We start from the raw sequence: 19,118 nt of genomic DNA on the forward strand, positions 1-19,118 counted from the left end.
CGGGTGGAAGGAGAGGAGGAAGTACCCGCCGCCGCCAAACTGGAGATTCTTAGTTGTAGGCGCGCTCGCCGTGCTCGCCGATGTCGAGGCCGTCGGCTTCGACTTCGGGGCTGACGCGCAGGCCGGTGATTGCCTTGGCGATGAACATCGCAATCGTGGTGCCGACGACCGAGAGGACGATCGTGGCGGCGACAGCGGCGACCTGGACGCCGAGCTGCGAGCCGATGGCGAAGTCTTCGCCGCCCGGGCCGCCGAGCGACGGGGCATAGACGATGGCGGTGCCGATGGCGCCGACGATGCCGCCCACGCCGTGGATGCCGAAGGCGTCGAGCGAGTCGTCGTAACCGAGGGCCGGCTTTACCTTCGAGACGAAGATGAAGCAGACGATCGAGGCGACGGCGCCGAGCACGATCGCACCGAACGGACCCGAGTTACCGGCAGCCGGGGTGATCGCGACGAGGCCGGCGATGATGCCCGAGCAGTAGCCCAGAGCCGAACCCTTGTGGCCCGAGAACTTCTCGGCAAGCATCCAGAACAGGCCGGCCGAAGCGGTGGCGACGAACGTGTTGATCATGGCGAGAGCCGCGGAACCGTTGGCTTCCAGCGCCGAACCGGCGTTGAAGCCGAACCAGCCCACCCACAGCAGGCCGGTGCCGACGAAAGTCAGCGTCAGCGAGTGCGGAGCCATCGGCTCGGTCGGGTAACCCTTGCGCTTGCCGAGGATCAGCGCGGCGACCAGCGCCGAGACGCCGGCGTTGATGTGGACCACGGTGCCGCCCGCGAAGTCGAGAGCGCCCATCACGAAGAAGACGCCGCGCGCTTCCCAGACCATGTGTGCGATCGGGTAGTACACGATCAGCAGCCACACGAAGGCGAAGGCCATCACGGCCGAGAACTTCATGCGCTCGACCACCGAACCGAGGACCAGCGCGACGGTGATCGCCGAGAAGGTCATCTGGAAGCAGACGAAGATGAGTTCGGAGATGACCACGCCGTCGGTGAAGGTGGCGGCGGTCGCGTCGGGCGTGACGCCCGCGAGGAAGAACTTGCCCCAGCTGATGAACTGGTTGCCTTCGGGACCGAAGGCGAGGCCGTAGCCCACGATCACCCACATGAGCATGGCGAGCGCGGTGACGCCGCCGATCTGGGTCATCGTCGAGAGCATGTTCTTCGAGCGGGTAAGACCGCCGTAGAACAGCGCGAGGCCGGGAAGGATCATCATCAGGACGAGGATCGTCGAGACCATCATCCAGGCATTGTTGCCGGGGTTCGGCACGGGTGCGGCAGCGGCCGCTTCCTGCGCCCAGGCGGCAGTCGAGACGGCGAGCGACGCGACCGTCGCTGCGATGCCGCCGAAAAGCTTGCGGTTCATCATGAAAGCTCCCCTCAGAGCGCGGTGTCGCCCGCCTCGCCGGTGCGGATGCGCACGGCCGAAGCGAGGTCCAGGACGAAGATCTTGCCATCACCGATGGCCTCGGTGCTTGCGACCTGCTGGATCGTCTCGACGATCTTGGGCGCGAGATCGTCAGGCGCAGCGACCTCGATCTTCACCTTGGGCAGCATGTTGGTCGAGTACTCGGCGCCGCGGTAGATCTCCGTCTGACCCTTCTGGCGACCGAAGCCCTTCACTTCCGAGACGGTCATGCCCGCAACGCCGATACCCCCAAGGGCCTCGCGGACTTCGTCCAGCTTGAAGGGCTTGATGATGGCGATGATGAACTTCATGCCTATCCCCTGTTAGCCACCGGCCCCAGCGCCGGCTGCCAATAGGCCTAGCAAGGGGTGTGCCAATTTACCTTTCGGCAAGAAAGGGAGGGGATTCAGGGGTGCGACAAACCGCATGCCTCAGGACAAGCACGGATCGACGCTCGATTCCTGAGCAGTTGCCTAAATTTTAGGCAACGAAAGCGAGGCCACGACCGGCAGGTGGTCGGAACCTACAGCCGACAACGGGCTATGGTGCACACCGGTTCCCAGCACTGACCACTCTGCGGATACGATGATGCGGTCGAGCGTGGCCATCGGGCGGCGCGAAGGAAAGCTGCGGCCCGGCGCCAGCACCTGCCAGCCGCCGTCGAACTCGCGCAGGCAGCCGCCGTGCCGCGCCCATTCGTTGAGGTCGCCCATCATCACCGTCGGCACCCGCGCGTCGCAGCCGGAGCAGTGGGCGAGCACCGAGCGGACCTGATGCCGCCGCCGGATGCCCGAGAGGTCGAGATGCATGCCGACGACGCGCAGGCGGCGGCCCTCGATGGACAAGTCGGCGCGGATCGCCCCGCGCGGCTCCAGCACCGGCAGCGGCACCGGCGCGGCCTCCACCAGATCGATGCCCTTGCGCACGAGGATCGCGTTGCCATGCCAGCCGAGGCTGTCGGGCTTCATGGACAGGGGAACGGGAACGTAGTCGGTCCCCGAATGGATCGCATCGAGCGGCAGCACCGCCATGCGCCGGCCATAGCGCCGGTCGACCTCCTGCAGCGCGACGACGTCGGCGTCGATCTCGCGCAGCACCGTCAGGATGCGCTCGGGGTCGCGACGCCGGTCGAGACCGACGGCCTTGTGGATGTTGTAGCTGGCGAACGTGATCTGCAACGGCGGCGTCCGAAGGGTCCGGTGGAGGGGTGTTCCTAGCAATCCGCCGGACCCGCGTCAGGTTCCTGTCAGGTCCGTTCTGGAGCGGCCAGGTGGTCCTCTGGCGCCGTTAGGTTCAGTTCAGTGTGTTCACCGTTCCTTAGTGGCGCTGAACGTGAGGTCGGGGTTGCGCTCCTGCTGGTAGCCGACGTCCCAGGCCGAGCGGGCCATGAACACCGGGTCGCCGTCGCGGTCCTTTGCGAGGTTCATCTTGTTGAAATCGCTGAATTCCCGCAGCGCCTTGTCGTCGCCCTTGAGCCAGCGCGCGGTGTCGAACGGCGATCCTTCGAGCATCGCCTCCACCTTGTACTCGGCTTCGAGGCGGCTGATGAGCACGTCGAGCTGGAGCTGGCCGACGACGCCGACGATCCACTGCGAACCGATCTCCGGATAGAAGACCTGGATCACGCCCTCTTCCGAAAGATCGTCGAGCGCCTTGCGCAACTGCTTGGTTTTCGTGGGATCCTTCAGCGCGACGCGGCGCAGGATTTCCGGCGCGAAGTTGGGCAGGCCGGTGAAGCGCACGTCGTTGCGCTCCGACAGCGTATCGCCCACGCGCAGGGTGCCGTGGTTCGGAATGCCGATGATATCGCCCGGCTCCGCATTGTCCGCGATCTCGCGGTCCTGCGCGAAGAAGAGGATCGGCGAATGCACCGCGATCGGCTTGCCGAGACCCGAGGGCGTCAGCTTCATGCCGCGCTTGAAAGTACCGGAAACCAGCCGCATGAAGGCGATGCGGTCGCGGTGCATCGGGTCCATGTTGGCCTGCACCTTGAAGATGAAGCCGGTCACTTCCTTGTTGTCCGGCTCGATCGTCCCCTGCTCGGAGGGCTGCGGACGCGGCGGCGGAGCATGGCGCGAGATCGCGTCGATCAGTTCCGCAACGCCGAAGTTCTTGAGCGCGGAACCGAAGTAGACCGGCGTCAGGTCGCCGCCACGATAGGCCTCGACGTCGAATTCCGGATAGCCCGCCTGCGCCAGTTCCAGCTCCTCGGCGACGGCGGCAGGCAGCGTGGCGCCTTCGTCGACCTTGCCGAGAAACTCCTTTGACGGGCCTTCAGGGCGGCTGATGCGGCCGCTCTCGATGTCGAGGATGCCCTCGAACAGGCCGCCCATGCCGACCGGCCAGGACATCGGGCACACGTCGAGCGCCAGCATGTCCGCCACTTCGTCGAGCAGATCGAAGCAGGCGCGGCCCTCGCGGTCGACCTTGTTGATGAAGGTGATGATCGGAACCGAACGCAGGCGGCAGACCTCGAACAGCTTGCGGGTCTGCGGCTCGATGCCCTTGGCCGCGTCGATCACCATAATCGCCGAATCGACCGCGGTGAGCGTGCGGTAGGTGTCTTCCGAGAAGTCCTCGTGCCCCGGCGTGTCGAGCAGGTTGAAGGTGATGCCGTCACGCTCGAAGGTCATGACCGAGCTGGTCACGGAAATGCCGCGCTGCTGCTCGATCTTCATCCAGTCCGAGCGCGCACGCCGCGCCGCGCCGCGCGCCTTCACCTGCCCGGCAAGGTGGATAGCGCCGCCCTGCAGCAGCAGCTTTTCGGTCAGCGTGGTCTTGCCGGCGTCAGGGTGCGAGATGATCGCGAAAGTGCGCCGGGACTGGAAAGGCGAGGTAGTCATCCGGCGCCTTTACTGGCGCCGGATGGATATGGGAAGTGCGTCAGCCTTCGCGTGCGATCTGGAAGCCTGCAAACGACTGGTTCACCGGCATCAGTTCCAGCGTGTTGATGTTGACGTGCGCGGGGAGCGAAGCGACCCACAGCACGGTTTCGGCGATATCCTCACCGGTCATCGGATTCACGCCTGCGTAGAACGTGTCCGAGGCCGCCTGATCGCCGCCGTTGCGCACCACGGTGAACTCGGTCTCCACCATGCCCGGCTCAATCGAGGTGACGCGCACGCCGGTGCCCGACAGGTCCGAGCGCAGGCCGAGCGCGAACTGGCGCACGAAGGCCTTGGTGCCGCCGTAGACGTTGCCCCCGGTATAGGGATAGGTCGCCGCGACCGAGGACAGCATGACGATCCCGCCCTTGCGCTCGATCAGCCCCGGCAGGAGCTTGTGGGTCAGCGAGACAAGCGCAACGACATTGGTGTCGATCATCGTCTTCCAGTTGGCGAGGTCCGACTTCTGCGCAGGCGCGGCGCCGAGCGCGAGACCGGCATTGTTCACGAGGCAGTCGATCTGCGCGAAATCGCCCGGAAGCGCGGCCAGAGCGGCGTCGCGGGCGGCTTCGTCACGCACGTCGAAGACGGCGGCGTGGAAGCGGTCCGCGCCGAGTTCCGCCGCCAGCGCTTCCAGACGCTCGGCGCGGCGACCGGTGCCGATCACACGCCATCCGGCCTTCACGAAGGCGCGGGCGCAGGCCTCGCCGATACCGGCCGTGGCGCCGGTTACGAGTACGGTCTTCATCGGGGAATACTCCTTCAATCGGCCGGAAGGACGGTCACGTCCAGGCGGAAGCCGCGCGCCTCACCGGGCGGCAGCGAGATCATGCCGGGCTTTTCGCGGAAATCGCCCGTGAATCCAAGGGGGTCGGCCATGCCCTGCCACGGTTCGATGCACAGATAGGGCGCGCCGGGCTTCTGCCAGATGCCCAGCATCGGCGTGTCGGGAAAGGCGATGCCGAGTTGCGTGCCGCCGGGCGCACCGAAGGTCAGCGCACGGCTGGAGAGCCGGTCCCAGATCAGCGCGTCGGCCTCGAACTGCGCGGCTTCGGGATGCAGGAGGTGGCCGTCCACCGGGGTCGCAAAGGGCTCCGGCAGCGCGAGGCCGCTCGGCGGGTCGATGCGGCGGATCGGCTGCGGTTCGGGCTGCTCGAAGGCGATCATGTGGTCGGCCTTGGCAGCGCCGCCGGGCAGCGGCCACGCGAAGCCGGGATGAAAGCCGAGGCTGAACGGCATCGCCGCCTCGCCCGGATTGGTGACGCGCGCCTCCATGTGCAGCGTCGCGCCGCTCAGGCGGAAATGCATGTCGAGCACGAAGGCGAAGGGGTACGCCACACGGGTCGCCGCGCTGTCGGTAAGGCGGAACAGCGCGCTGTCAGCGGTGACTTCGATTATCTCGAACGTGGAGCGCCGCGCGAAGCCATGGCGCGGCAGTTCGTATTCGGTGCCATCAAGGCGGTAACGGTCGCCGTTCAGGGTGCCGACGACGGGGAACAACAGCGGCGCGTGGCCGGTCCAGAACGCCGGGTCGGCATCTGTCATGTACTCGCGACCGAGACTGTCGGTCAGCGACCAGAGTTCGGCCCCGAGCGGGTTGATCCGGGCGGTGAGATCGCCGGAGGAGATGGTCACGAAGTCCACGTCAATCACCGGCCACCTCCGTCAGGGTAGTTCGTCATTGCGAGCGAAGCGAAGCAATCCAGGACGACGCTGCCGCTCTGGATTGCCGCGGACCTTCGGTCCTCGCAATGACGAAGGTATGAAGTATCACCCCCGCAGCACGGCCCCCAGCTTGGCGGCGGCGGCGGTCACCTTCTCGCTGATCGCCTTGAGGTCTTCCTCCTTGTAGCTCTTTTCGAGCGGCTGGAGGGTGACTTCGAGCGCCAACGACTTCTGCCCCTCGGGCACGCCCTGACCGCGGAAGTCGTCGAACAGGCGCACGGCGACGATGTTCGCCTTGTCCGCGCCCTGCACCATGCGCACCAGATCGGCGGCAGGAAGCGCGGCGGGAACGAGGAAGGCGTAGTCGCGCGTCACCGCCTGAAGTGGCGGCGGAGCATAGGAAACGCGGGCGAAGCTGGCCGCGCCCTTGCGCGCCGGGATGGCGTCGAGGAAGACCTCGGCCAGCGCCACCGGGCCGTCGACGTCGAACTGCTTGGCCATCTTGGGATGCAGCATGCCGAAGCGCGCCAGCACCGTCTTGGGGCCGAGGCGCAGCGTGGCCGACTGGCCGGGGTGGAACTGCGGCCCGGCTTCACCCATGACCTGCAGCTTGTCGACCGGCGCACCGGCCTCGGCCAGCAGCGCCACGACTTCGGCCTTGGCATCGAAGGCGTCGAAGGTGACGGCCTTGCCTGTCGCCCAGCCGCGCGCGGTCTTCTCGCCCGCCAGGACGAGGCCGAGCGTCAGCTTTTCATCGCTCACACCGCCCTGCCCGCGCAGATAGCGGCGGCCCAGTTCGAACAAGCGCAGCGACGATGCGCCGCGATCGAGGTTGCGCTTGGCGGCCATCAGCAAGCCGGGCAGCAGCGAGGGGCGCATGGCCTTCATGTCCTCGCTGATCGGGTTGGCGAGCACCCACAGGTCGCCGTCCGCAAAGGCCTGCGCGGCGGGCTCGGGCAGGAACGACCAGGTGACGGCCTCATGCAGACCGCGCGCGGCGGCGGCACGGCGCACCCGGCGCTCCAGCGCCTGCGCCGGGGTGGCGGTGGGCTTGGCGATGCCGTCAGCCCGAGACAGCGGCACGCTCTCCACCTTGTCGAGCCCGTGGATGCGCACGACTTCCTCGACGATGTCGGGGGCACCGTCGACGTCAGGGCGCCAGCCGGGGACGGTGATCGCCCAGCTCTGCTCCCAGTCCGCATCCTCGCCGACCACCGAGAAGCCGAGGCTTTCGAGGATGCGCTTCTGCTCGGCGGCTTCCACCTTCACGCCGCCCAGCTTCTCCACCAGCGAGGGCGCGAAGTGGACGATCTTCGGCGTGCTCGGCGCCGTGCCTGCACGCACGACCTGCGAAGCCTCGCCGCCGCACAGCGTCTGGATCAGCTTGGTCAGGTGGGCGAGGCCGGTGTCGAGGAAGTTCGGGTCGATCCCGCGCTCGAACCGTCCGCGCGCGTCGGAGGTGAGGTTGAGCTTGCGGCCCGTCTTCGCGATCCGCTCGGGATCGAAGTAAGCGATCTCGAGCAGGATGTCGGTGGTCTCGTCACCGCAGCCCGAATGCTCGCCGCCCATGATGCCCGCGATGTCGTGGACGCCGCTGTCGTCGGCGATCACGGTCATCTCGGCGTCGAGCGTGTAGGTCTTCTCGTTCAGCGCGACAACCGTCTCGCCCTCGACCGCGCGGCGGGCGACGACGGTGCCGTTCAGCTTCGCGAGGTCATAGGCGTGGGCCGGGCGACCATAGGCGAGCATCACGTAGTTGGTCGCGTCGACCAGCGCCGAGATCGGGCGCTGGCCTGCGGACTTCAGGCGATCCTGCAGCCACTGCGGCGAAGGGCCGTTCTTCACGCCCCGGATGACGCGACCGTAGAAGGCCGGACAACCTTCGGCGTCGTCGGTGCGGATCTCGACCGGGCACGGGAATGCGCCCTCGATATCCAGTGCCTCGATGAGCTTCAGGGTGCCGAGGCCCGCCGCCGCGAGATCGCGGGCGATGCCGTAGAGGCCCATGCAGTCCGGGCGGTTGGGGGTGATCGCCACGTCGATGACCGGATCGGCGCCATGGTACTGCGCGAAAGGCGTGCCGACCGGCGCGTCCTCGGGCAGTTCGATGATGCCGTCGTGGTCCTCGCCCAGCTCCAGCTCGCGCGTGGAGCACATCATGCCGTTCGATTCGACGCCGCGCACCGCCGCGACCTTGAGCACCATGCCGTTGACCGGAACCACCGCGCCCGGAAGGCCGAGCACGCCGACGAGGCCCGCACGCGCGTTCGGCGCGCCGCAGACCACGGTGAGCACCTTCTCGCCGGTGTCGACGGTCAGCACCTGCAGCTTGTCGGCCTGCGGGTGCTTCTCTGCGGTGAGCACCTTGGCGACACGGAAGCCCTCGAGCTTCGCGGCGGGATCCTCGATGCCTTCGACTTCGAGGCCGATGGCGTTGAGCTTTGCGGCGATCTCCTCGATCGTCGCGTCGGTTTCCAGGTACTGCTTGAGCCAGGAGAGCGAGAACTTCATCGTATTATCCTTCCCGCCTTAGGCCGGTGTGCCGACGCCGCCCGAAAGGGTCGGCACGTCGAGGGCGGAGAAACCGTAGTGGGAGAGCCAGCGCACATCGCCGTCGAAGAAGGCGCGCAGGTCGTCCATCCCGTACTTGAGCATGGCGAGGCGATCGACGCCGATGCCGAAGGCGAAGCCCTGCCATTCGTCGGGGTCGATGCCGCCCGCCGCGATGACGTGGCGGTTGACCATGCCCGAGCCGAGCACTTCCATCCAGGCATGGCCCGGCGCATCGCCCGACCCGCCAACGACGCGGCGGCCGCCTGCGTTGGAGTAGCCGACATCGACCTCGATCGAGGGTTCAGTGAACGGGAAGTAGCTGGGACGCAGGCGCAGCACGATGTCGTCACGCTCGAAGAAGGCCTTGAGGAAGGCTTCCAGCGTCCACTTCAGGTGGCCGAGGTGGATGCCCTTGTCGATGACGAGGCCTTCGATCTGGTGGAACATCGGCGTGTGCGTGGCGTCGCTGTCCGAGCGGTAGACGCGGCCCGGCGCGACGATGCGCAGGGGTGCGCCCTGGCTGAGCATCGTGCGGACCTGCACCGGCGAGGTATGCGTGCGCAGCAGCATCTCGCGGCCGGCGTCGTTACGGTCGGGGAAGTAGAACGTGTCGTGCATCGCGCGCGCCGGGTGGCTTTCCGGCATGTTGAGCGCGGTGAAGTTGTGCCAGTCGTCCTCGATCTCCGGCCCGGTGGCGACCGCGAAGCCGAGGTCGGCGAAGACTTCTGCCAGTTCGTCCATCACCTGCGACACCGGATGCACCGACCCGCGCGGCGCCTGCGGAGCGGGCAGCGACAGGTCGATGGTCTCGGCCGCGAGACGCGCATCGAGCGCGGCGGTTTCGAGGGTGTCCTTGCGGGTGGCCAGCGCCTCGGTCACGCTTTCGCGCAGGGCGTGGATCTTCGGACCCTCCACCTTGCGCTCCTCGGGATCGAGCTTGCCGAGGGTCTTGAGCAGGCCCGAGATCGAGCCCTGCTTGCCCAGAAATTCGACGCGCAGGGACTCCAGCGTATCGAGATCATCGGCGCCCGCGATCCGCGATAGCGCCTCCTGGCCGGTTGCTGCGTAGTCCACTGGTCGTCTGCCTGCCTGGTTATGAGTGTGGGATATTGCGCCGCGTCCTTAAGGGGCCATCACCCGAACCGCAACGCATGAAGGGCATGAACGCGAAAAGGGCGCGGACGGCACTTGCCATCCACGCCCTTTAATTCGCGCGATGAAGCTGAGGAGCTTTACGCTTACGGTGGCTTACGCCGCCGCGGGCAGAGCTGCCTTCGCCTGCGCGATGACGGTGCTAAACACGCCGCCTTCGTTCATGGCGAGGTCGGCCATCGTCTTGCGGTCCAGTTCGATCCCGGCGAGCTTCACGCCATGGATGAACTGCGAGTAGGTCAGGCCTTCGGCGCGGACGGCAGCGTTGATGCGCTGGATCCACAGGGCGCGGAAGGTCCGCTTCTTGATCTTGCGGTCACGATACGCGTACTGGCCGGCCTTTTCGACGGCCTGGCGTGCGACACGGATGGTGTTCTTGCGGCGACCACGGTAGCCCTTGGCCTGGTCCAGAATCCGCTTGTGCTTTGCGCGGGTGGTGACACCCCTCTTGATACGGCTCATTCGTCAGTACTCCTCAGTTGAGCCCGTAGGGCGCCCACTTCTTGATGACCTTGGCATCGGCGTCGGAAATGACTTCGGTGCCGCGGTTCTGGCGGATGTACTTGCCGTTATGGCTCATGAGGCGGTGGCGCTTACCGGCAACGCCGTGCTTCACCTTGCCGGTGGCGGTGAGCTTGAAGCGCTTCTTCACGCCGCTCTTGGTCTTCAGCTTGGGCATTTTCATCTCCTTTGATCGGGACACGTCCCGCCGGCCATGGCAGCCCTTTTCGCCAGGCCGACCCGCGAATCTCCCCGGGGGAAGACTCGACCGTGTCGATTGAAGGACGCGCCCTTAGTGGCGGATCGCCGCCAAGGCAAGCTATTCCGCGTAGATCATGCGCTTCGTCATGCCGCCGTCGACGACGATCTCCTGCCCGGTGACGAAACCCGCGCCCGCCAGCCATTCGACGGCCCCGGCGATATCCTCCACAGTGCCGACGCGGCCGACCGGGTGCTGGCCGGTGTCCTCGGCGGAATAGGTGGGCGCGCGACGCTTCGCCGCCTTCTGCCACGGCCCGGTCTCGATCCAGCCGGGCAGCACCGCATTGACGCGGATGTCGGGGCCCAGGCTGACCGCCATCGCGTGGGCCAGCGCACTCACTCCGCCCTTCGCGGCGGCATAGGCGTAAGTATGCGGCTCGGACTGGTGTGCGCGGGTGGACGACATATGGACCACGCAGGCGGGCGCGGCCTTGCGCAGCAGCGGCAGCGCCTCGCGCGTGCAGAGAAAGGCGGCGGTCAGGCTCGCATCGATGGCCGCCTGCCAGCGATCGAGCGTCAGGTCTTCCAGCGGGCCGACGAAGGGATTGGCGATGCCCGCATTGTTGACCAGCAGGTCGACGCTCTCGGTCCACTTCATGATCTTCGCGAAGGCCGCGCGTACCGGTGCCTCCTTGCCCACGTCGCATTCGACGGCGAGGAAACGGTCGGCGGGCAGCAGGCCCGAGAGTTCCTCCAGCGCCTCCGCATCAAGGTCGAGCGCGGCGACGCGCCAGCCCAGACCGATGAAATGCATCACGAGCCCGCGCCCGATCCCGGCCGCGCCGCCGGTGATGATTGCCGTCCTGTCGGTCATGTCGCCTTCCGTCCTGAATCAGATGCCGTGACGCGCGGTGGAATAGGCCTCGCGCCGCCCCTCGCGCAGCCATGCGAGGAAATCGCCGCTGCCGATGGCCGGTGTAGCGGGCGGCAGGCCCACGCGCCACAGATAGACCTGTGCAGCAAGGCGCCGTCCCGACGCGGTGCGCGCACAGACCGTCACGCGCCGGTACTCGCGCCCCTCATAGCGGTCGAGCAGAGCCCGTTCGCCGGGACGCAGGCGCAGTTCGCACAAAGCGCCGCGCACGCAGGCATCGCCCTTCGCGGGAACGAGCGCCGGAAACCAGCCGGTGCCCCCTCGTATCGCATGGAGCCGCCCCGGAATGCTCGCAGCCTCGGCGCTCTCAAGCCTCGCCGCCAGCCACCCGGCCATGCGTGTGCCCGCCTGCGGCTGGAGGGTGCCGTAGAGGAAAAGCCTGAGCTTCAATGGTGGTGATGGCACCCCATCGCCTCGATCACATCCTCGAGCCGCGCCGGATCGCCGATCGCCAGCACCTCGCCGCCCGATTCCGCGTGGAGCGGCTCACCGTTCCAGTCGCACATCGTCCCGCCCGCGCCCTCGACGATGGGGACCAGCGCCGCCCAGTCGTGCAGCTTGAGGCCAGCCTCGCAAACGAGGTCGATGTGGCCGCTGGCGAGCAGGCCGTAGTTGTAGCAGTCGCCGCCGAACATCATGCGCTTGTGGTCAGTCTTCGACGCCAGCGCCATGAAGTGGTCGCCCTGGTGGTCGTCGAAGTACTGCGGCCCGGTGGTCGCCAGCATCATCTCGGACATCTCGCGGCAGGGGCGGGTGCGCACCTCGCGCCCGTTGAAAGTGGTGGCGTAGCCACTGGCGCCGACCCAGCGCTCGTTCAGGATCGGCTGGTCGATCACGCCGAGCACCGGCCAGCCGTCGACCAGCAGCGCAATCAGCGTGCCGAAGATCGGACGACCGCCCATGAACGAGATGGTGCCGTCGATCGGATCGAGCACCCATGTCCGGTTCGACGAGCCCTGCTCCGTGCCGAACTCCTCGCCGATGATGGTATCACGCCCGACCTCGGCCTTGAGGATGCGGCGCATCGCCTCTTCCGCCGCACGATCGGCGACGGTGACGGGCGAGGCGTCGGACTTGCGGTCGGCGACGAGGCCGGTGCGGAAGTGCGGGCGAATCGCTTCACCTGCGGCATCGGCGAGACGGAGGGCGAGGGCGATGTCGGAATCGAGTTTCATGCCTCCGATCTGCCCGCGACGTACCGATCCGGTCAAGTTCCTTGGTTTGGCAGCCCAACCTGTAAGAAAATATTAGGTATCTAACAAACCTTGTAGATTTTCGCGCATTGCCCCCAGGCCTTCGCGCAATTATCGCGTTTCCAAGGCATCTTTTCAGCCGAGGGGGCATGCAGCGCAGGAATCGCCCTGCGGTCGATCCTGCGATCGAACCGCAGCAGGGCATCACACGGGACGGGCAACCGTTGTCATACAACCGTGCTCCGGCATCGGACCTCGCACCGTGGCTGGCGCGCCTCTACGTGACAAAGGTCGATCTGCCCGACGACTACACGGTGTCGTGCGGCATCTTCAACGACACCGCCGTCGTGCGCATCCAGCTTGCCGGGGACTGGTCGGCCGAGACTGTCGCCGGGACCGTCTCCACGCGCCGCGGGGCCTTCTATTTCGGGCCGCAGTCCCGGCACATGCCGGTCTCGGTGACGGGCAGCTTCATCAGCCTCGGCTACGCCATCCGCCCCGGTACCGGTACCGCGCTGCGGCTGCCGCGCGTGGGCGACTTCATCGACCGCGTCGTGCCGACCGACATGATGACCGCCCCCTCCGAGGATTTCCTCGATGTCCTCGCCGCCGACGCCACGCCCGAGGAATGGCTGCAGGCGCTGGAGGCGCTCGTGCGCACGCAAGTGGAAGGGCTCGGCGGCGCGGAGCCGGATCCGCTGACCGCGCGGTTCGAGGAGCTGGTCCTGCGCGACCCGGGCATGTCGGTGAGCGAGGCCGCCGCCGAGTGCGAGGTGGACCGCCGCAAGCTGGAGCGCGTCGTCAGCCGCGACTTCGGGATGCCCCCCAAGCAGGTGCTGCGCCGCGCCCGCGCCCTCGACATGGCGAGCCACCTGCGCGGCGTCGCCGATTCGGCGGAGGGCGAGGAGATGGCGCTAAGGTACTACGACGAGAGCCACCTCATCCACGAATTCACCGACCTGTTCGGCATGTCGCCGCGCCAGTTCGTCGCCAAGCCGCAGCCGATCCTAACGCTGGCGCTCGAATCGCGGCAGGCCCGGCGGCTGGAGGCTCTGCATCGGCTGGAGCCGGGTCAGAGCCGCCCTTGGGAGTGAGGAATGCGTCGTCCCGGACCTGATCCGGGACGACGGCAGCGATCGAGGATCAGTCGAACAGGCTCGACACCGAGCTTTCGTCGGCGATGCGGCGGATGGCCTCGCCGACCAGCGGGGCGATGGTCAGGATGCGGATCTTGTCCGAAGCCTTGGCCGCGTCGGTCGCCTGGATCGAATCGGTGATGACCAGTTCCTTGAGCGCGGAGTTGGTCACGCGGCTCACCGCCGCGCCCGACAGGACGCCGTGGGTGATGTAGGCGGTGACGCTGACCGCGCCCGCGTCCATCAGCGCCTGCGCGGCGTTGCACAGGGTGCCGCCCGAATCGATGATGTCGTCGATCAGGATGCAGGCGCGGCCCTTCACGTCGCCGATGATGTTCATGACCTCGGACTGGCCGGGCTTGTCACGACGCTTGTCGACGATCGAGAGCGGCGCGTTGTCGAGGCGCTTGGCGAGCGCGCGGGCGCGCACCACGCCGCCGACGTCGGGCGAGACCACCATCAGCGACTGGTCGCCGTAGCGGGCCTGGATGTCCGCGGCCATCACCGGCGCGGCGAACAGGTTGTCGGTCGGGATGTCGAAGAAGCCCTGGATCTGCCCGGCGTGCAGGTCGACCGAGAGCACGCGGTCGGCGCCCGCCTCGGTCATCAGGTTGGCGACCAGCTTGGCCGAGATCGGGGTGCGCGGGCCGGGCTTGCGGTCCTGGCGGGCGTAGCCGAAGTAGGGCACCACCGCCGTGATGCGCTTGGCCGAGGCGCGGCGCAGCGCGTCGATGCAGATCAGCAGTTCCATCAGGTTGTCGTTGACGGGGTAGCTGGTCGGCTGGACGACGAAGACGTCCTCGCCGCGGACGTTCTCGTGGATCTCCACGAAGATCTCCTCGTCGGCGAAGCGGCGGACGCTGGCGTCGGTGAGCGGCAGTTCGAGATAGCCTGCAATCGCGCGTGCGAGCGGCAGGTTGCTGTTGCCGGACATGATCTTCATTTGGCGAATCCCCGTGACGGTTCCTGGCGGTCTGTCGTTGGGACCGGCCCTGTAGCCGGGTGTCCCGGGAATGCAATAGAGCGTGGACGGTTTTCGTCGTCCCAAATCCGGTCCACGATGAAACGAAAAGGCCGCCCCCGGTTCAACCGGAGGCGGCCTTTCGTAATCCCTTCAACGGGATGTATCAGAGGCGGTGTTCGCCCTTGATCCAGCGCACGGTGCCCGAGCTGGCGCGCATCACCACGCTGTCGGTGGTCATCACGCCGCCCTTGCGGTGCTTCACGCCGTCGAGCAGCGAGCCGCTGGTCACGCCGGTCGCCGCGAAGATGCAGTCGCCCTTGGCGAGTTCTTCCAGCTTGTAGACCTTGTCGAGGTCGGTGATGCCCCACTTGCGGGCGCGGGCGCGCTCGTCGTCATTGCGGAACAGCAGGCGGCCGTTGAACTGGCCGCCGACGCAGCGCAGCGCGGCTGCGGCCAGAACGCCTTCCGGCGCGCCGCCCGAACCCATGTAGAGGTCGATCGTGGTGTCCTCGTCGGTCGTCGCGATGACGCCCGCGACGTCGCCGTCGCCGATCAGCACGACGCCGCAGCCGATCGCGCGCAGTTCGGCGATCAGCGCTTCGTGGCGCGGACGGTCGAGCACGCAGACGATGATGTCGGAGGGCTGCACGCCCTTGGCCGCCGCCACCGCCTCGACGTTCTGGGTCGGGGTCTTGTTGAGGTCGATCACGCCTTCGGGGTAGCCCGGGCCGACCGCGATCTTGTCCATGTAGACGTCGGGCGCGTTGAGCAGGCCGCCCTCTTCCGCCGCCGCCAGCACCGCCAACGAGTTCGGACCGGCCTTCGCGGTGATCGTGGTGCCTTCGAGCGGATCGAGCGCGATGTCGATCTTCGGGCCCTTGCCTGGAGCGCCGCCGACCTTCTCGCCGATGAAGAGCATCGGCGCCTCGTCGCGCTCACCCTCGCCGATCACGACGGTGCCGTCGATGTAGAGGCCGTCAAAGGCCTTGCGCATTGCCTCCACTGCGGCATGATCGGCGGCCTTCTCGTCGCCGCGACCGATAAGCTTGGAAGCGGCGATGGCGGCAGCCTCGGTGACGCGCACCATTTCGAGGACCAGAACGCGATCGAGTACGTGACTTGCGGGGGTAGTGTTTTCGGACATGTTCACTCCGGATTAATCCAGGGAGGAAAGGTTTTAACCGCTTAGACAGAGGATTTTGAATTGTCGAGAAGCTGGTCTTACCTTTTCGCAATCGCAATAATCGCTCCCGCTCCGGCGATTGCCCAGCAATCGTCTGCAGCGTCAGGTGGAGCTACTGAAAGCGACCGCGTGATCGCGGAGAAAATGCTCGGTACGGGCGGCAGGATCACGCCCGATACTTCGCGCAATGCGTGCCTGCGCACGATCCGGCAGGGCGAGATCGTCGTCTGCGCGCCGACGCCCGACCAGTACCGCGTGCCCTCCACCGGCGACGACGATCCCACCGGTGCGGGCGCCGACGACGGCCGCCTCGATCCGCCCGACATCGCGGGCAAGGGCATCTTCCGTGGCAAGTCCACCATGAGCGGGCTCTGCGTCATTCCGCCCTGCCCGCCCGAGCAGCCTTATATCATCGATCTTTCGACGATTCCCGAGGCGCCTGCGGGTTCGGATGCCGACCGGATCGCCAAGGGGGAACTGCGGGCGCGGTAGTCGGCTTATGGTCCGGGGGCTAAAAAACCTTGCCCGATATTGATCCCCCACCCCGTCGCCCCTGCGAAGGCAGGGCCCCATCCCAAGCTAGCAGCCTCGCAGTGAGCAAGGTGTCTGGGCGATAGACCTGATGGGCCCCTGCCTACGCAGGGGCGACGAGGTGGGGGGTGTTTTAGGATGTTATGATCGCCGGATAGCGCCTTTCAGCGCACCCCCGCTTCGTCAATGCGAGCGGCGAAGCCGCGCGGCAATCCAGCACCGCGCAGAACCGCGCCGGATTGCTTCGCTGCGCTCGCAATGACGGACGTAAGGCTTCAAGCCCCGATGATCTGCATCACCAGCGGGCGCCCGGCGAGGCTGTCCGAGCCGTCGAGGATGCGCATCGCCTCGGTGACGGCGCTTTCCGGCCCGGGATGCGTGACGACCGCAAGGATCACCACGCCGTCCTGGTCGGGGTCGCCCTTCTGGATCAGGCTCTCGATGGAGACGCCCGCATCGCGCATGGCCGCGGTGATGTCGGCCAGCACGCCCGGGCGGTCGGGCACGGTGAAGCGGATGTAGGAACTGCCGACGCGGTGTCCGGTCGATGCGGGCTCCATCGCTTCCAGTTCGCCGGCGGGCATCGAGAACGCCGCGCCCTTCTCGCCGCGCGCGATGTCGATGATGTCGGCGACGACCGCGCTGGCGGTCGGACCGTCCCCCGCGCCCGCGCCCTGGAACAGCAGGCGGCCCATGAAGTTGCCCTCGGCCACGACCGCGTTGGTCGCGCCATCGACATGCGCGAGCGGATGATCGATGGGAACGAGGTGCGGGCGCACCCGCTGGAACAGGCGCGGCGCGCCATGCGCAGTGTCGACCCCCGCCATGCCGAGCAGGCGGATGACGTAGCCGAGCGAGCGGGCCTGCTCGATGTCGGCGGCCTTGATGCGGCTGATGCCCATGGTCTCCACCGCATCGAACCGCAGCTGCGAGCCGAAGGCGATGGCGGCGAGGATCGACAGCTTGTGCGCGGCGTCGATGCCCTCGATGTCGAAGGTCGGGTCGGCCTCGGCATAGCCCAGCTTCTGCGCATCGGCGAGCACGTCGGCAAAGTCGGCCCCGGTGTCCTCCATGGTGGAGAGGATGTAGTTGCAGGTGCCGTTGAGGATGCCGTAGACACGCTCGATGGCGTTCGCCGCCGCGCCTTCGGACAGGCCCTTGATGACCGGGATGCCGCCCGCGACCGCCGCCTCGAACTTGAGCGCGACGCCCTGCGCCTCGGCGGCAGCGGCCAGTTCCAGCCCATGATGCGCGATCATCGCCTTGTTGGCGGTGACGAGGCTCTTGCCTCCGGCGATGGTGTTGCGCGCAAGCGCGAGCGCCGGGCCGTCCGACCCGCCGACCATCTCCACCACCACGTCCACGTCGTCGCGCGCGGCAAGCGCGGCGGTGTCGTCCACCCAGTCGTAGGCCGAGAGGTCGACGCCGCGGTCCTTGCTGCGGTCGCGCGCGCTGATGGCGGCGATGCGAATCGGACGGCGGGCACGGCGGGCGATCAGCTCCGCGTTGGTCTCGATGAGACGGACGACGCCGCCTCCGACGGTTCCCAGTCCGGCAAGCGCAATATTCAGCGGTTCGACCATGCAAACTCCTTTTCGGGAGCGCGCACTAAGACAGCCGGAGTGGAATTTCCAGTCGTTCCGTTTGCGGGCGAGATCAGCAAGACCCTTCGACAAGCTCGGGGTGAGCGGGAGTTGTGCAAGCCCCCCTCAAACCCGCTCAGGCTGAGCCTGTCGAAGCCCCCGCCGCAAGCGCCCTTATTTCAACGTGCGCGTGCAGGGACCAAGCTGCGCCAGCACCTGCCGGTAATCGGTCAGCGCCTGCTGCTGCTCCGCGAACGTGCCAGAGACATTGGCCTCCGCAGGCGGCGTCTTCGGCAGGAAGCAGGCGAGGCGATACCATTCCAGCGTCTCGGGCGCAGGCGGATGATCGACGTTGGCGACGAGTTCGGAGAACGACACGCCCCAGACCGGTGCCTGCCCCTGCTCGTGCCGGACGGTGATCGAGGCGGCCGAGTTGTCATGCGTGTTGAGGAAGATCTGCGTCTCGCCCTGTCCCGCCAGCGTACCGGGCACGAACAGCAGTTCGCGCACGCCGGTGATCTTCGCGGGTGCATCGGGCGACACCAGCGCCTGCAGGATCGAGCGCAGCCGCGCGTCGCGCGCCGGGGTCCAGAGCTGCTGCGCGGTGGGCCAGACGAGCTGGAGTTCGCCGGGACGACCCGGCACCGCGCGCGCGAAGAGGAAGACGTCCTGCTTCTTGAGCTTGGCCGCCTTGCCCTTGGCGTCGAGCGGAAGATCGACAAGGTAGTTAACCGATTCGCCCAGCGGCGCCTTGCCGGTCAGCAGCGCCTTGGTCTTCGCCTGTATATAGAAGCGTCCATGTCCCGGAGTGAGACCGCGAGCCCGTTCGTTCTCGATACGGGTCATCTTGGCGATCTGGACGAGCACGACGAGCCCTGCCGAATCGGCAAGGTCGGCAACGTCCGCGTAAGTGACCTCTCCGGGGGTTTCCATAGCGCCCTGAGCGCTCGCCATGACCGGCGTCAGTGCAAGATAGGTACCTGTCAGTGCCGCTACAAGAGGGCGCAGATTCGGTGACATGAACGATAATCTCCGTGGAAATGCGAAGGCTTATAGCCGCTGGACGATGGGAACTCAAAATTGCACTGGATCAAATTGACCGGAGCGGGCATGAATCGTGCGTTAACCCCCGCCGGGCCGATAAGGCGTTGCGTGGGGTGGGCTTCGACGTTAAGAAGCCTGCAAAATGGGGCAAAAATATCAAAAGCCCCTCGGTTCGCCTC

At 67.0% G+C, this 19,118-nt stretch carries 19 protein-coding genes; 2 read left to right on the forward strand and 17 right to left on the reverse strand.

Features of this window, described 5'->3' with window-relative positions; translation table 11 throughout:
- Positions 1–49: 49 nt before the first annotated feature.
- The 13 genes from LO787_RS14385 to LO787_RS14445 all read right to left on the reverse strand — a co-directional run bounded on the left by LO787_RS14385 (position 50) and on the right by LO787_RS14445 (position 12,480).
- A complete protein-coding gene (locus tag LO787_RS14385) occupies positions 50–1,372 on the reverse strand; it encodes an ammonium transporter (protein ID WP_232496325.1) in 1,323 nt (440 codons plus the stop codon).
- Between the two features lie 14 nt (positions 1,373–1,386).
- A complete protein-coding gene (locus LO787_RS14390; protein WP_008832047.1) occupies positions 1,387–1,725 on the reverse strand; it encodes a P-II family nitrogen regulator in 339 nt (112 codons plus the stop codon).
- A gap of 162 nt (positions 1,726–1,887) precedes the next feature.
- Positions 1,888–2,592, reverse strand: a complete 705-nt coding sequence (locus LO787_RS14395; protein ID WP_232491702.1) for an endonuclease/exonuclease/phosphatase family protein — start codon at positions 2,590–2,592, stop codon at positions 1,888–1,890.
- A gap of 129 nt (positions 2,593–2,721) precedes the next feature.
- Positions 2,722–4,257 (reverse strand): peptide chain release factor 3, encoded by a 1,536-nt coding sequence (locus tag LO787_RS14400; protein WP_232491703.1) that lies wholly within the window; start codon positions 4,255–4,257, stop codon positions 2,722–2,724.
- A gap of 40 nt (positions 4,258–4,297) precedes the next feature.
- Positions 4,298–5,047, reverse strand: a complete 750-nt coding sequence (locus LO787_RS14405; protein WP_232491704.1) for an SDR family NAD(P)-dependent oxidoreductase — start codon at positions 5,045–5,047, stop codon at positions 4,298–4,300.
- Positions 5,048–5,061: 14 nt separating this feature from the next.
- Positions 5,062–5,952, reverse strand: a complete 891-nt coding sequence (locus LO787_RS14410; RefSeq protein WP_232491705.1) for an aldose 1-epimerase family protein — start codon at positions 5,950–5,952, stop codon at positions 5,062–5,064.
- Positions 5,953–6,069: 117 nt separating this feature from the next.
- On the reverse strand, positions 6,070–8,475 hold the full coding sequence (gene pheT / locus LO787_RS14415; protein ID WP_232491706.1) for a phenylalanine--tRNA ligase subunit beta: 2,406 nt from the start codon (positions 8,473–8,475) through the stop codon (positions 6,070–6,072).
- Positions 8,476–8,493: 18 nt separating this feature from the next.
- Complete coding sequence (gene pheS, locus LO787_RS14420; protein WP_232491707.1) at positions 8,494–9,591, reverse strand: phenylalanine--tRNA ligase subunit alpha; 1,098 nt, start codon at positions 9,589–9,591, stop codon at positions 8,494–8,496.
- Between the two features lie 174 nt (positions 9,592–9,765).
- Entirely contained in the window at positions 9,766–10,131 is a 366-nt protein-coding gene (gene rplT / locus LO787_RS14425; protein ID WP_008829612.1) for a 50S ribosomal protein L20, read from the reverse strand.
- A 13-nt stretch (positions 10,132–10,144) separates the two neighbouring features.
- Complete coding sequence (rpmI, locus tag LO787_RS14430) at positions 10,145–10,348, reverse strand: 50S ribosomal protein L35 (protein ID WP_008829613.1); 204 nt, start codon at positions 10,346–10,348, stop codon at positions 10,145–10,147.
- A 141-nt stretch (positions 10,349–10,489) separates the two neighbouring features.
- On the reverse strand, positions 10,490–11,245 hold the full coding sequence (locus tag LO787_RS14435) for an SDR family NAD(P)-dependent oxidoreductase (protein ID WP_232491708.1): 756 nt from the start codon (positions 11,243–11,245) through the stop codon (positions 10,490–10,492).
- Between the two features lie 18 nt (positions 11,246–11,263).
- Positions 11,264–11,695, reverse strand: a complete 432-nt coding sequence (locus tag LO787_RS14440) for a gamma-glutamylcyclotransferase family protein (protein WP_232491709.1) — start codon at positions 11,693–11,695, stop codon at positions 11,264–11,266.
- Complete coding sequence (locus LO787_RS14445; RefSeq protein WP_232491710.1) at positions 11,692–12,480, reverse strand: inositol monophosphatase family protein; 789 nt, start codon at positions 12,478–12,480, stop codon at positions 11,692–11,694. Before LO787_RS14445 ends, LO787_RS14440 begins: the two co-directional genes overlap by 4 nt.
- A gap of 167 nt (positions 12,481–12,647) precedes the next feature.
- Here LO787_RS14445 and LO787_RS14450 point away from each other — a divergent pair, with 167 nt between their 5' ends.
- Positions 12,648–13,592 carry a helix-turn-helix domain-containing protein gene (locus LO787_RS14450; RefSeq protein WP_232491711.1) on the forward strand — a complete coding sequence of 315 codons (945 nt, stop codon included), beginning with the start codon at positions 12,648–12,650 and terminating at the stop codon, positions 13,590–13,592.
- Between the two features lie 49 nt (positions 13,593–13,641).
- Here the strand turns inward: LO787_RS14450 and LO787_RS14455 are convergent, their stop codons facing one another.
- Together LO787_RS14455 and glpX are read right to left on the reverse strand one after the other, a co-directional pair.
- On the reverse strand, positions 13,642–14,577 hold the full coding sequence (locus LO787_RS14455) for a ribose-phosphate pyrophosphokinase (RefSeq protein ID WP_232491712.1): 936 nt from the start codon (positions 14,575–14,577) through the stop codon (positions 13,642–13,644).
- Positions 14,578–14,761: 184 nt separating this feature from the next.
- Positions 14,762–15,742: a class II fructose-bisphosphatase gene (glpX, locus tag LO787_RS14460; RefSeq protein WP_232491713.1), complete on the reverse strand. Its 981-nt coding sequence runs from the start codon at positions 15,740–15,742 to the stop codon at positions 14,762–14,764.
- Between the two features lie 168 nt (positions 15,743–15,910).
- On the opposite strand from glpX, the gene LO787_RS14465 reads away from it, so the two are divergent.
- On the forward strand, positions 15,911–16,273 hold the full coding sequence (locus tag LO787_RS14465; protein ID WP_232491714.1) for a hypothetical protein: 363 nt from the start codon (positions 15,911–15,913) through the stop codon (positions 16,271–16,273).
- Between the two features lie 314 nt (positions 16,274–16,587).
- Here LO787_RS14465 and LO787_RS14470 read toward each other — a convergent pair whose 3' ends face one another.
- Positions 16,588–17,895, reverse strand: a complete 1,308-nt coding sequence (locus LO787_RS14470; RefSeq protein WP_232491715.1) for a homoserine dehydrogenase — start codon at positions 17,893–17,895, stop codon at positions 16,588–16,590.
- A 174-nt stretch (positions 17,896–18,069) separates the two neighbouring features.
- Positions 18,070–18,915: a hypothetical protein gene (locus tag LO787_RS14475; RefSeq protein ID WP_232491716.1), complete on the reverse strand. Its 846-nt coding sequence runs from the start codon at positions 18,913–18,915 to the stop codon at positions 18,070–18,072.
- Positions 18,916–19,118 lie beyond the last annotated feature (203 nt).

Source organism: Novosphingobium kaempferiae, assembly GCF_021227995.1.
GTDB lineage: Bacteria > Pseudomonadota > Alphaproteobacteria > Sphingomonadales > Sphingomonadaceae > Novosphingobium > Novosphingobium kaempferiae.